General features: G+C 57.5%; 9 protein-coding genes and 1 pseudogene. 7 read left to right on the top strand and 3 right to left on the bottom strand.

The genetic code is table 11. The features are described from left to right. Window positions 1–2: 2 nt before the first annotated feature. From smc to AACY98_RS13880, 3 genes and pseudogenes are all read left to right on the top strand, one after another. Window positions 3–3,518, top strand: a complete 3,516-nt coding sequence (smc, locus tag AACY98_RS13895; RefSeq protein WP_339805972.1) for a chromosome segregation protein SMC — start codon at window positions 3–5, stop codon at window positions 3,516–3,518. Between the two features lie 104 nt (window positions 3,519–3,622). After that, window positions 3,623–4,717, top strand: coding sequence for a cell division protein ZipA C-terminal FtsZ-binding domain-containing protein (locus AACY98_RS13890; protein WP_339805970.1), 1,095 nt, complete (start codon window positions 3,623–3,625; stop codon window positions 4,715–4,717). 75 nt (window positions 4,718–4,792) lie between these two features. Beyond that, a pseudogene (locus tag AACY98_RS13880) lies at window positions 4,793–5,324 on the top strand (DUF4303 domain-containing protein). Window positions 5,325–5,398: 74 nt separating this feature from the next. On the opposite strand, the gene AACY98_RS13875 reads toward AACY98_RS13880, so the two are convergent. Then, complete coding sequence (locus AACY98_RS13875) at window positions 5,399–6,439, bottom strand: quinone-dependent dihydroorotate dehydrogenase (RefSeq protein WP_339805963.1); 1,041 nt, start codon at window positions 6,437–6,439, stop codon at window positions 5,399–5,401. 117 nt (window positions 6,440–6,556) lie between these two features. On the opposite strand from AACY98_RS13875, the gene rpiA reads away from it, so the two are divergent. Then, the gene (gene rpiA / locus AACY98_RS13870) at window positions 6,557–7,219 is read left to right on the top strand and encodes a ribose-5-phosphate isomerase RpiA (protein ID WP_339805960.1); all 663 of its coding nucleotides are present in this window, start codon (window positions 6,557–6,559) and stop codon (window positions 7,217–7,219) included. 68 nt (window positions 7,220–7,287) lie between these two features. On the opposite strand, the gene AACY98_RS13865 is transcribed toward rpiA, so the two are convergent. Further along, window positions 7,288–8,277, bottom strand: a complete 990-nt coding sequence (locus tag AACY98_RS13865; RefSeq protein WP_339805957.1) for a bile acid:sodium symporter family protein — start codon at window positions 8,275–8,277, stop codon at window positions 7,288–7,290. 391 nt (window positions 8,278–8,668) lie between these two features. Continuing rightward, window positions 8,669–9,577 carry a YgfZ/GcvT domain-containing protein gene (locus AACY98_RS13860; RefSeq protein ID WP_339805955.1) on the bottom strand — a complete coding sequence of 303 codons (909 nt, stop codon included), beginning with the start codon at window positions 9,575–9,577 and terminating at the stop codon, window positions 8,669–8,671. Window positions 9,578–9,621: 44 nt separating this feature from the next. On the opposite strand from AACY98_RS13860, the gene mltG reads away from it, so the two are divergent. Genes mltG through holB form a run of 3 tightly spaced genes read left to right on the top strand, consistent with a single transcriptional unit; the run spans window position 9,622 to window position 12,343 of the window. Continuing rightward, entirely contained in the window at window positions 9,622–10,707 is a 1,086-nt protein-coding gene (gene mltG, locus AACY98_RS13855) for an endolytic transglycosylase MltG (RefSeq protein ID WP_339805953.1), read from the top strand. Then, window positions 10,704–11,333 (top strand): dTMP kinase, encoded by a 630-nt coding sequence (gene tmk, locus AACY98_RS13850; RefSeq protein WP_339805951.1) that lies wholly within the window; start codon window positions 10,704–10,706, stop codon window positions 11,331–11,333. The genes mltG and tmk overlap by 4 nt, the downstream gene beginning before the upstream one ends. Continuing rightward, window positions 11,333–12,343, top strand: a complete 1,011-nt coding sequence (holB, locus tag AACY98_RS13845; protein WP_339805949.1) for a DNA polymerase III subunit delta' — start codon at window positions 11,333–11,335, stop codon at window positions 12,341–12,343. Before tmk ends, holB begins: the two co-directional genes overlap by 1 nt. The last annotated feature ends 108 nt before the right edge of the window (window positions 12,344–12,451 follow it).

The following is a 12,451-nucleotide window of genomic DNA, read 5'->3' as shown; positions in this document are numbered from 1 at the left end:
CTGTGCGGCTGACATCTATCAAATTATCAGGATTTAAATCATTTGCTGAACCGACCCAGTTCCAGGTACCTGGACAACTGGTTGCCGTTGTAGGGCCCAACGGGTGCGGCAAGTCCAATATCATCGACGCGGTGCGCTGGGTGCTGGGGGAGTCGCGTGCGTCGGAGCTGCGCGGCGAGTCAATGCAGGATGTGATTTTCAGCGGTACGACGACACGCAAGCCGTCCAGCCGCGCCAGCGTTGAACTGGTGTTTGACAACTCGGAACACCGCGCCGGCGGGCAGTGGAACCAGTATGCCGAAATTTCCGTGCGTCGGGTGCTGACGCGCGATGGCAATTCCAGCTACATGATCAACGGGCAGACGGTGCGTCGGCGCGATATTCAGGATGTGTTTCTGGGTACCGGTCTGGGGCCGCGCGCATATGCCATTATCGGGCAGGGCACGATCAGCCGGATCATTGAATCGCGGCCGGAAGACATGCGCCTGTTTCTGGAAGAGGCCGCAGGCGTGTCCAAATACAAGGAACGCCGGCGCGAAACGGAAAACCGCCTGCATGATACACACGAGAACCTGACGCGTGTGCAGGATATTTTGCGCGAGTTGAACGCCAATCTGGACAAGCTGGAAAAGCAGGCCGAAGTGGCGGGCCGTTACCATGATTTGCAGAACGAAGCCACGCTCAAGCAGCATCAATTGTGGTGGCTCAAGCAGCAGGAGGCCAAGGCCGAGCAGCAGCATATCGGGGCCCGTATTGAACAGGCGCAGGCGGCGCTGGAAGGCCGCATGAGCGACCTGCGCAAAACGGAAAGCGAGCTCGAGACCATACGCCAGACGCATTATGCGTCGGGCGATGCGGTGAACCAGGCTCAGGGTAAGTTGTATGAAGCCAGTGCTGAAGTGGGCAAGCTGGAAGCCGAGATCCGTTTTGTGGTGGATGGGCGCAACCGCGCGCAGCAGCGCATGACAGAGTTGAAGGCGCAGGTGGAATCCTGGAGCGGGCGCAGACAGCAGGCGCTTGACGAACTGGAAACCATCAGTGCCCAGATGCTGGAGGCTGAAGAGCAGGCGGCTTTGCTGCAGGCACAAAGCGAAGAGGAAGGCGGGCGCACGCCTGAGCTGGAAGAGGCGCTGCGGCGCAAACAGCAGGAGGCTTCGCAGCAACGTAATGCCGTGGTGCAGGTGCAGCAGCAGATTCAACTGCTTTCTACCGAGCAGGGGCTGGTGGATGACCAGTTGCGTGCGTTGACACAGCGCCATGAACGGCTGACGTCTGAAAAGTCGCAATTGACATTGCCGGACCAGGAGCGCCTGGACAAACTGCGGGCGCAACTGGTGCAGGACGAGCAGAGCCAGGAAGTGCTCAATGCGCAGCTTGAGGAACTGGCTGCCACCTTGCCGGATCTGGCAGAAAAAAGCCGTAACGAGCGCGAACTGGTGCGCACCGAGCAGGCCAAGCAGACCGAGTTGGATGCCCGTTTGCAGGCCTTGCGCGCCTTGCAGGAAAAGGTGCAGACCGACGGCAAGCTGCAACCGTGGTTGGAAAAGCACGGACTGCAAAGCCTGACCGCACTGTGGCACCGCCTGCATGTGGATACCGGCTGGGAAGCTGCGCTGGAAGGCGCTTTGCGTGAACGGCTGGCGGCGCTGGAAGTGGGCCAGTTAGAGCGTTTGCAGGGGTTTGCCAAGGATACGCCACCGACCCGGCTGACTTTTTATACCCAGGCACAGGTGGCTGCACCGGCGGCTGCCGCAGCTGGCAAGCGTGCACTAGTGGACAAGGTAAAGATCAATGATCCGGCGCTCAAGGCACTGCTGGCCGACTGGCTGCACGGCTGCTGGGCGATAGATTCGCTTGGCGATGCGCTGGCACAGCGCCAGACGCTGGGTAGCGGTGAGGCGTTTTATGTGGCGGATGGCCATGCCATCACGCAGCATTCGGTCAGTTTTTATGCGGCCGATTCCGAGCAGTCCGGCATGCTGGCACGCCAGCAGGAAATGGAGAACCTGGAAAAGCAGATCAGGGCACAGGCCTTGATTGTGGAGCAGGTGAAAGCCGCATCCATGCGTGCCGATATGGCGCATGGCCAGGCAGAGCAGAAGCTGAGCAGCTTGCAGCAGCAGTCTAAGCAGCAACAGCAGCAGGTGCACCAGTTGCAGGTGGAGGTGTTGCGGCTTTCGCAGCAGGCCGAGTCTGCCCAGGCCCGGCATGCCCAACTGGGTGATGACCTGGCAGAAACACAGGCGCGCATGGAAGATCTGCAGGAGCGCAGGGTTGCTGCGGAAGCGCGTTTTGAAGAACTGGACCTGGCGCTGGCGAACGAGCAGGAGCGCCAGGCGCGGCTGGATGAGGCGGTGATGGCTGCCGAGCGCGTGTTGTCACAGGGGCGTGAGCAGGGCCGGGCGCTGGAAAACCGTGCGCAGGAAGCCCGGTTTTCGGTACGGACGTTGCAGGCACGCCAGCAGGAATTGCAGCGGGGCATTCAAACGGCGGAGCAGCAGGCGCAGTCATTGCAGACAGAAGACGAGCGTTTGCGCACAGAATTGTCGCAATATGACGATGCGGCAGCGCAGACCGGCTTGCAGGATGCGCTGGAAGTTAAGGTGGCATGCGAAGAGAAACTGTCGCTGTTGCGTTCGGAATATGATGATTTGACACAGCGTTTGCGTGCAGCAGATGAGCAGCGCATGCAGATGTCGCATGAGCTTGATCCGCTGCGCCAGCGGGTGACAGAACTGCAACTGAAAGCGCAGGCTGCGGAAATCGGCTTTGACCAGTATGCCGAGCATCTGGCACAGGCGGAAGTGGACCTGGAAGCGCTGGCACAAAGTGTTGAAAACGATGGCGTCAAGCTCAGCGGCCTGCAATCGGAAATTGACCGCCTGCAGCGTGCCATTGCAGCATTGGGTGCGGTGAACCTGGCTGCGCTGGAAGAGTTGAGCGCAGCACGTGAACGCAAGACTTTCCTGGATGCGCAGGTGGGTGATTTGAACGAAGCGATCACAACACTGGAAAATGCCATTCAGAAAATTGATGCGCAGACGCGCGAGCTGCTTACGCATACGTTCAATACCGTCAATGACCATTTTGGTCGTATGTTCCCGGAACTTTTCGGTGGTGGACATGCCAAACTGGTGATGACGGGAGACGAGATTCTGGATTCGGGTGTGCAGGTGATGGCACAGCCGCCGGGCAAGCGCAACAGCACGATTCATCTGCTTTCGGGGGGTGAAAAAGCGCTGACAGCGATTGCGCTGGTGTTTGCGATTTTCCAGCTTAATCCGGCGCCATTCTGTCTGCTGGATGAGGTGGATGCACCACTGGATGATGCCAACACCGAGCGTTATGCCAAGCTGGTCACCAGTATGTCCAAGGAAACGCAGTTCCTGTTTATTTCGCATAACAAGATTGCGATGGAAATGGCCGAGCAACTGGTTGGGGTGACGATGCAGGAGCAGGGTGTATCGCGCATTGTGGCGGTGGATATGGCCGCTGCCATGACGATGGCAGAAGTCTGAGCGAAAGGGCTGTCCCTGCAAGCAGTGGATGCGGCTAAAAATGTATATACTGGGTGTATGCATTGGCGTACAACAGAAATGGATATAGAGATGAAGGTTTTGGCATGAATGATCTGTATATGCTGTTAGCAGGTGCCGGCGGGCTGATCCTGGTCGGTGTGATCGTTCAGGGGCTGTGGCAGATGCACAAGGCACGTCAGATGTTGCAGGTCAAGCCCGATGGCAACGCCGCCAAAGGTTCACAGGTGGAACCGGTGCTGGAAAAAGATGGCGCCGTATCTGCTAAGACACAACAGCCCGAAGCGGTTGAGCCTTCACACATCGCAGCCGCTATTCCGGATGACCTCGTTGGGCTGCCCACGATTTCATCTTATACCGTCGCGTCGATTGACCCGCTGATTGATGCCGTGGTGACCATTCATCTGGAACACCCGATTACCGGCGATACAGCGCTGATGGCAGCGCCCTCTTCGCGCCGGGCCGGCAGCAAGCCCATGTATTTTGAAGGGCTGAATGCCAAAAGCCGCGTGTGGGAATCGCTGCAGGCAGGCCAGCAGTATCAGGAACTGATGGTGGGTCTGCAACTGGCCAACCGCATGGGTGCGCTCAATGAGATTGAGTATTCTGACTTCATCATGAAAATGCAGAGTTACGCCGATGCGCTGGGCGCGGCGTTTGATGCGCCTGATATGATTGAAACCGTGGGGCATGCGCGCGAGCTGGATCAGTTTGCCAATGACCACGATGCGCAGATCATCATGCATCTGGTTGCCAACAAGTCGGCCTGGTCGCCGTCTTATGTGCAGCAGCAGGCCGCCGGTATGGGGTTTGTTGCGGGAACCTTGCCCGGCCGGCTGGTGATTCCGGCCATGCAGGCCGGTGCGCCGCCGATCCTGACGCTGCAATACGACATGCAGGCAGCCATGGCCGATGACCCGAATATGATGCCCATTACCCATGTGACGCTGACACTGGATGTGCCGCAGACCGACCGGCTGGAACAGCCGTTCAAACTGCTGTACAAGGTGGCTGCAACACTGTCCAAAAATATGGATGCATCGGTGGTGGACGAGCAGGGCACGCCGCTGGGAGTGGAAGCGTTTGACGCCATCCATCAGATGCTGGAAAAACTGTATGACCAGTTGGAACAGCGTGGCCTGTCGGCCGGCAGTGCCGCAGCCAGAAGGCTGTTCAGCTAGCCTGGTTTATTAAGGATTTCGTGCTTTTTCCAGGCACTGAAAATCATACACTGTTAACGGCTAGATGTGACTTTTATGGCGGGTGATACAGAATTGCTGACGGCAGAAATCGTCAAGGCGGCTGGCAAGGCATTTCGTGAGTTGTTTGAAAACGGTGAGTCTTACTACTACTGCACGTTGATCACAACCGGTGAGGCGCTGGCACCTACCGTTTCGGCGTGGACGTGGGAGGCATTGGCGCATCACGCAGCAAAACCCCCAGGATGCTTATTGGCTCAAGTGGTCGTACGGTGATTCTCCTTACTGGCTGGCAGGGGATGAATATTTTGCGACGGTCAAAAAAATGTTTTCAGAACGTACCCCCGCAGATTACCTGCACCTGCCTGCTTATTGGGAGGATGAGGTTCCGTTGCGCATGCAAGCCATGGAGCAGGCAATGATGGAGCTGGATCGCCAGGGTATTTTTGCGCTCAACCAACCCAGAGATGCAGTCTGTATTCATGTGGAAATGATGCCACCTGATGCGGGGAATACGCAAAGGGCGTTGCGCCTGAACCAGCCGCAATCGCAGGCGATGCAGGCGTGGCTGGCAGAAGCGGCTGAATAAATAATCAGGTAATCATAAGACCGCCCGCCTGCCTGTAGCGCAGGGGGTTGGTTGGATGTTGTACCGTTTTAGGCTCAGGCCGGCTGTGCCAGTGCTTGAGCGACTTCTTTCACCAGTGCAGGGCCGCGGTAGATCAGCCCGGTATACAACTGCACCAGATTGGCGCCTGCATTGATTTTTTCCTGCGCGTCGTAACCTGACATGATGCCGCCCACGCCGATGATCGGATAGTCCGCACCTAACGCCTGCCTGAGCTGGCGGATGATCTGTGTGCTGGCCTGACGCAGCGGTGCGCCTGAAAGGCCGCCGGTTTCCGCGCCATGCGAAAGGTGTGACACCATGGTGCGTGAAATGGTGGTGTTGGTTGCAATCACGCCGTCAATGCCATGTTGCTGCAAAGCCTGGGCAATCAGCGCAATCTGCTGTTCATCGAGATCGGGGGCGATTTTGACAAACAGCGGGACTTTGTGCCCGTGCTCATGCGCCAGCTCGCTGCGTTTGGCCGTCAGCGCTGCCAGCAGGCTGTCCAGTGCGGCGTCGCTTTGCAGCTCACGCAAGTTCTGGGTATTGGGGCTGGAGATGTTGATGGTGATGTAGTCTGCATCGGCATATACCGCCTGCAATGCAGTCAAATAGTCGTCATTGGCACGTTCTATCGGCGTGTCTTTGTTTTTGCCGATGTTGATGCCCAGAATACCGCCCGTTGAGCGAAAGCGTGCACCGCGGACGTTGCGGACAAATGTTTCAACGCCTTCGTTATTAAAGCCAAAGCGGTTGATCAGCGCATTGGCCTCTGGCAGGCGGAAAATGCGGGGCTTGGGGTTGCCCGGCTGCGGGCGCGGTGTGACGGTGCCCACTTCAATAAAACCAAAACCCAGTTGGGCAAACCCGTCAATGCAACAGGCATTTTTGTCAAGCCCTGCGGCCAGTCCGACCGGGTTCGGAAAGGTCAGGCCGGCAAGGGTGACCGGGTTCAGAGCGCGCTGCTGCTGGTACAGGCGGGCCAGCCCTGTGTGCTGTGTATTGGAAAGCAGGCTGATGGTCAGGTCGTGTGCACGTTCGGGGTCAAGACAGAACAGCCAGGGGCGCGCCAGATCATAAGAGGAAAAATGCATAGAGAGACTTTCGTGAATTGACTGAAAAGAACGCTAAAATAGCACCACCCAGTCTGTGAACACGAGATCAGTATAAACAGACCCCCATTGTCTCACTCTTGAAAGAATTTGACAGTTATGACACAGGATGAACTCAAAACGCTGGCAGGTAAAGCTGCTTTGGATTATGTGGTGGAAGGCAGTATTGTCGGCGTAGGCACCGGCTCCACAGTGAACAAGTTCATTGATGCGCTGGGCGGTATCAAACACCGCATACGGGGGGCGGTGTCCAGCTCTGAAGCCAGCACGGTGCGTTTGCGCAGCTATGGTATTGAGGTGTTTGACCCCAATGAGGTGGAAGATATTCCGGTTTATATTGACGGTGCGGACGAAATCAACAAATCGGGCTGCATGATCAAAGGCGGTGGCGGTGCGCTGACGCGTGAAAAAATTCTGGCGGCACAGGCCCACCAGTTTATCTGTGTGGCCGATGAAAGCAAGCTGGTGGATGTGCTGGGCTTTTTCCCGCTGCCGGTGGAAGTGATTCCGATGGCAAGGGCCCAGATTGAGCGCCGGTTGCAAAAGATGGGGGCAACGCCGCAATGGCGCAAAGGGTTTGTAACGGATAACGGCAACCACATCATTGATGCCCGGGGCCTGAAGATTGTCGATCCGGCAGATATGGAAGCGATCATCAGCCAGTGGGCGGGGGTTGTCACTGTGGGTATTTTTGCGGCACAGCGTGCGTCTGTGTGTTTGCTGGCCCGCTCTCACGGGCTGGAAGTGCTGCGCTTTGACTAATTGAAATTGATCATTCAGCTTTAAGCCCGTTTAGCTACCAGTGTGAGCTGAAACGGGCTTTGTTCTTTTTACGGCATTTTGTTTTCAGTGGCTTCTGCCGGTGCAGGTTGGGCTTTATGCACTTGTACTTCTTTGTCTTTAAAGCGGCGGAAGATGGTGGCGGCAATCGGGCCTGATATGTTGTGCCAGACGCTGAAAATGGCACTTGGAACTGCGGCCAGCGGTGAAAAGTGGGCAGTTGCCAGCGCGGCACCCAGGCCGGAGTTTTGCATGCCGACCTCAATGGCAAGTGCTTTGCGTTTGGGCAGCGACATTCTGAATATTTTCCCGAGCAGATAGCCCAGGATCAGTCCCAGGCCGTTGTGCAGTACCACCACCAGGAAAATCAGCGGTCCCATGGTAGCGATTTTGGCCTGGCTGCCTGCCACAACGGCTGCCACAATCGCAACGATTGCGATCACGGAAATCAGCGGCAATACCTGAACAAAGGGTTTAACCCGCAGGCCCAGAAAGTATTGCACAACCAGCCCAGCCACAATGGGCAGAATGACCACCTGAACAATAGACCAGAACATGGCGGTCGCGCTGACTTCAATCCACTGGCTTGCCAGCAGGTAGATCAGCGCAGGCGTGACCACCGGGGCCAGCAGTGTGCTGACGGAGGTGATGGTCACAGACAGCGCCAGGTCGCCCCGGGCCAAAAAGGTCATGACGTTGGAGGCGGTTCCTCCGGGGCAACAGCCTACTAATATGACGCCCAGCGCCACTTCGGGGGGCAGGTCAATGGTTTTGACCAGCAGCCATGCCAGCCCGGGCATGATGGTGAATTGGCCCAGAACGCCAAGCAGAACGTCTTTCGGGCGGGTGAATACATCCTGAAAGTCTTTTTTGGACAGTGTCAGGCCCATGCCAAACATGATGATGCCCAGCAGCGGCACCACATACTTGAGCAGCCATTTGAATGAATCCGGCAGGAAGTACGCCAGAATGGCAAACAGGAGGACCCAGACGGCAAATGTATTGCCGACAAAGCGACTGATGCGGGCCAGAAACTGCATGTGCAAAATTCCTTAAAAACAAAAAAGCCAAATAAGTGTATGGCTGGTACAGGCACTGTGCCTTGGTTGTTGTGGGCATATTGGGCTGACTTGCCGGAGTGTCGGCAAGGTCAGGGCCGGGTAGATAGTAGGCCGTAGTAGGCCAGCCAGTTTTGCCAGGTGGGTAAATGGCAGTTCAGTTGATGGCAGCCGGGGTGGTGCTGCCTGTAGCAACAGGGTTGCTGATAAGCGCCCTGTTATACATTGGTCATCTGTCTGATTTTATGCTGTAAGGCTTGTGCGGTGGTTGAGCAGGGACACTTGGCGTGTGGTATGTTTGTTCCCGGTCAAACCGGGTGTGGCTCTTTGAGGACATATCTGAACAGGTATTGAGCCACACCGCAGGGTTGTTTTAGAAGTCGGTACGTAAGGGGTAGGGCAGCGCTTCAATAGTGACATCAGCCCCGGAGGCGGTTTTCAGCGGTGGTTGTGCATCATCGGTGCGCAGTACGGCCAGCGCGCTCCAGCCGTGATCGGGGCCGGGCGCTGCTGCAATGATTGCGCCGGCCGGCTGGGCCGGATCTGTGACGGTCAGAACTTCTTCACCGGGTTGCAGCGCCTGACTGCTGGAAAGCAGATAGGTGTGCCGCTTCAATGTGCCGCGGAACTGGCTGCGGGAGATGACTTCCTGCCCCGGATAGCAGCCTTTGGCAAAGTCAATGCCGCCGATGGATTCGTAATTGAGCATCTGGGGAACATACTGCTCCCGGATCTGCTGGCGGACCATGGGAATGCCGCTTTGGATTTCGAGCCAGTCCCAGGTAGATTCCGGCAGCGCGGCAAAGGCGGGCAGGGTTTGTTGTGAGGATGCGACGATCAGGTAACGCTGGGTGCCTGCGGCATCTGGCAGCCGGACCGCCAGGTGTGCATCATGGTGCTGGCAGGCCCATGGCACAGCAGCCGGCACCAGAAAATCCGGCATGCGTTCTGGAGAACATGCCAGGCCATATAATGACAGTTCGCTGCTGGCATTGGTCAGTTTGACTTTGGCCCGCAGCACAAACATGGATAATCGTTTCAAGGTGGCTTCCAGCAGGTCGGCCGCACAGATCAGCAGCAGTTCTTCCGGGGTGCTTTTGATCACAATGAAGCTGGCCAGCATGCGGCCCTGGGCAGAGCAGTATGCGGCAAGTCTAGCGTGCTGGGCATCCAGGTGTGCCATGTCGTTGCTGAGTTGTCCATGCAGAAAACTGGCGGCATCCGGCCCGGCCGCCCGGATAATGCCCAGGTGGTTCAGTTTGACGATTCCATGCGTATTCATATGGGAGACATTGCGGGTAAATTGGAGGAAGTACAGTAAGTATTATGGCTGAACAGAAAGCAACCCAGAAAAAAAAGCCGCGCAAACCATCCTTTATAGGCAGGCTATTGAGCCGGCTGATTATGCTGGCCATTGTGGCGGGAGTGGCGCTGGCTGCCGGGGCATGGTGGTGGATTGATGCGCCGGTGTCGATGACGCAGTCTGCGGTGGAAGTTGAAATTGCTCCGGGCACCTCAGCCCGTGCTGTTGCGCAGACCATTGTGAATGCAGGGGTGCAGACGCATCCGGAACTGCTGTACCAGTATTTCAGATGGTCGGGGCAGGCCCGTGCCATCCGTGCCGGGAGCTATGAATTTACCGCAACCGATACGCCGCGCAGCATTCTGGAAAAACTGGTTCTGGGGGCTGAAACCTACCAGACCATTGTGTTTGTGGAGGGGTGGACTTTTGCCCAGATACGCCAGCGGCTGGCACAGGCGCCCGATATCAAACACGATACGGCGCAGATGACCGATGCACAGATCATGGAGGCGCTGGGCAAGCCCGGAGTCCACCCTGAAGGGATGTTTTTTCCGGACACCTACACGTTCAGCAAAGGCAGCAGCGACCTGCATATTCTGCGGCGTGCCATGCACATGATGGATAAGACGCTGGAGCAGGTATGGCAGGAGCGTGATCAGGGACTGCCACTGAAAACCCCGTATGAGGCGCTGATTCTGGCCTCTATCATTGAGAAGGAAACCGGCCGGCCGCAGGACCGGTTCATGGTGGCAGGTGTTTTCACCAACCGGCTGAACCGTGGCATGCTGTTGCAAACCGACCCGACCGTGGTTTACGGGCTGGGCGACAGTTACACCGGGCGCATTACGCGCAGAAATCTGGATACCGATACGCCTTATAACACCTACACCCGCGCGGGCCTGACGCCAACCCCGATTGCCATGCCGGGCCGGGATTCGTTGCTGGCGGCGGTGCATCCGGCTAAAACCAGTGCATTGTATTTTGTATCACGGGGTGATGGCAGCAGCCATTTCAGCGATTCGCTGAACGACCATAACCGTGCGGTAGACCATTACATCCGGGGCCGCTCCACACCACCGCGCCCGTCTTCAACTGTGAGTGAGCAATGAACAAACCAACTGGCCACGGTATTTTCATTACGTTTGAGGGCATTGATGGCGCTGGCAAGTCCAGTCATATCGAGCGCACGGCGCAAGCGCTGGCGGCTGCCGGCCGCGAAGTGGTGCGGACACGCGAGCCGGGGGGAACCGCCCTGGCTGAAACACTGCGCTCACTGGTACTCAATGACCCGATGGATGCGCTGACCGAGTCCTTGCTGATTTTTGCGGCGCGCCGCGACCATCTTTCGCAGGTGATTCTGCCTGCGCTGCAACGCGGGGCGGCGGTATTATGCGACCGCTTTACCGATTCAACCTTTGCCTACCAGGGGTATGGGCGCGGGTTTGATCTGGAGGTGTTACAGCATCTGGAACAATGGGTGCAGCAGGGTACGCAGCCGGATGTGACCTTGTGGTTTGATCTGCCGGCCGAACAGGCCGCCAAACGGTTGGGGCCGGTACGGGTACCGGACCGTTTTGAGAGCGAACCGCAAGGTTTTTTTGAGCTGGTTGCCAAGGGCTACGCAGCCCGGATGCAGCAGTTCCCGCAGCGCTTTGCCAGAATTGATGCGTCATTGTCAATTGAGGCGGTGGCCGAGCAGGTGCAGCAGGCCTTGTGCAGCAGAGGGATTCTGTAATGGCCGCAGGCAATGAAGATATGCAACCGGCACAACTGGCGCCCTGGATCAGCAGGCAGCTGCAGGCGCTGGTGCAGCGGCAGGGGCATGCCTGGCTGCTGGCCGGGCCTGGCGGGCTGAACCAGTTTGATCTGGCGCTGGCACTGGCGCGAGCTTGGCTGTGTGATTCGCCGCAGGGGGGAATCGCCTGCGGGCACTGTGAGAGCTGTCACATGGTGAAAGCGCATACACACCCCGACCTGAGGGTTCTGCTGCCGCAGGAGCTGGCCCTTGCTTTACATTGGGGAGAGGAAGAGCCGGAGGCTGCCGGCAGCGATGATAAAAAGCGCAAGCCCAGCAAAGAAATCCGCATTGAAGCGTTGCGGACAATGATTGAATTTACCCAGCGCACGGCAGCGCGCCGCCCGGGGCAGGTGGTGGTGATTTATCCGGCAGAGCGGATGAATACGGTATCGGCCAATACCTTACTGAAAACGCTGGAAGAGCCGCCCGGCCATACACGGTTTATTCTGGTCAGTGAAAATGCGCAGCGTCTGCTGCCGACAATACGCAGCCGTTGCCAGGTGTATCAGATGCACTGGCCCGAGCCGGCAGAAGCTTTGGCGTGGCTGGAGCAGCAGGGCGTTGAAGCACCACAGGTGTTGCTGGCGGCCGCTGGTGGCCGGCCGGCACTGGCGGTGCAATTGGTTGAACAGGGGATGACAGCACAGAAATGGCAGCAGATTCCACGCGGACTGGCCCAGGGGCAAATGGCCGTGCTGGAGGATATGACCCCGGCACAGATGCTGGATACGGTCGGCAAACTCTGCCATGACCTGCTGGCAGTGCAAACAGGCGCAACACCGCGTTTTTTTGATTTGAAACACCTGCCGCAAAAGGTCAACCGGCCACTGGTGCTGGCCTGGTCGCAGGAGATCATGCAGGCCAGCCGCAAAGCCGAGCATCCCTGGAATGCGACACTTTATGCCCAGGCACTGCTCAGCAGGGCACAGCAGGTGCTGTCGGGCTGAAAACGTGCTTGGCATGTGCAATAGGGGATAAAACTGCTGGTCCTGTGCAGTTTTACCTTAATGGGGTTTGATTCACCCGTTATAATGAGGGTGTGAAGAAGTAACCTG

Origin of the sequence: Saezia sanguinis, assembly GCF_963921665.1 — a bacterium.
GTDB lineage: Bacteria > Pseudomonadota > Gammaproteobacteria > Burkholderiales > Burkholderiaceae_C > Saezia > Saezia sanguinis.
The sequence above is the reverse complement of the archived record's forward strand: the minus strand, read 5'-3'. Positions and strand labels throughout refer to the sequence as shown.

Excerpts from the sequence above, each read along its gene's own strand:
- AACY98_RS13860 (WP_339805955.1), bottom strand. The coding sequence starts at position 9,577 with ATGAATACGCATGGAATCGTCAAACTGAACCACCTGGGCATTATCCGG.
- AACY98_RS13875 (WP_339805963.1), bottom strand. The coding sequence starts at position 6,439 with ATGCATTTTTCCTCTTATGATCTGGCGCGCCCCTGGCTGTTCTGTCTT.
- AACY98_RS13865 (WP_339805957.1), bottom strand. The coding sequence starts at position 8,277 with ATGCAGTTTCTGGCCCGCATCAGTCGCTTTGTCGGCAATACATTTGCC.
- AACY98_RS13890 (WP_339805970.1), top strand. The coding sequence starts at position 3,623 with ATGAATGATCTGTATATGCTGTTAGCAGGTGCCGGCGGGCTGATCCTG.
- rpiA (WP_339805960.1), top strand. The coding sequence starts at position 6,557 with ATGACACAGGATGAACTCAAAACGCTGGCAGGTAAAGCTGCTTTGGAT.
- holB (WP_339805949.1), top strand. The coding sequence starts at position 11,333 with ATGGCCGCAGGCAATGAAGATATGCAACCGGCACAACTGGCGCCCTGG.
- mltG (WP_339805953.1), top strand. The coding sequence starts at position 9,622 with ATGGCTGAACAGAAAGCAACCCAGAAAAAAAAGCCGCGCAAACCATCC.
- tmk (WP_339805951.1), top strand. The coding sequence starts at position 10,704 with ATGAACAAACCAACTGGCCACGGTATTTTCATTACGTTTGAGGGCATT.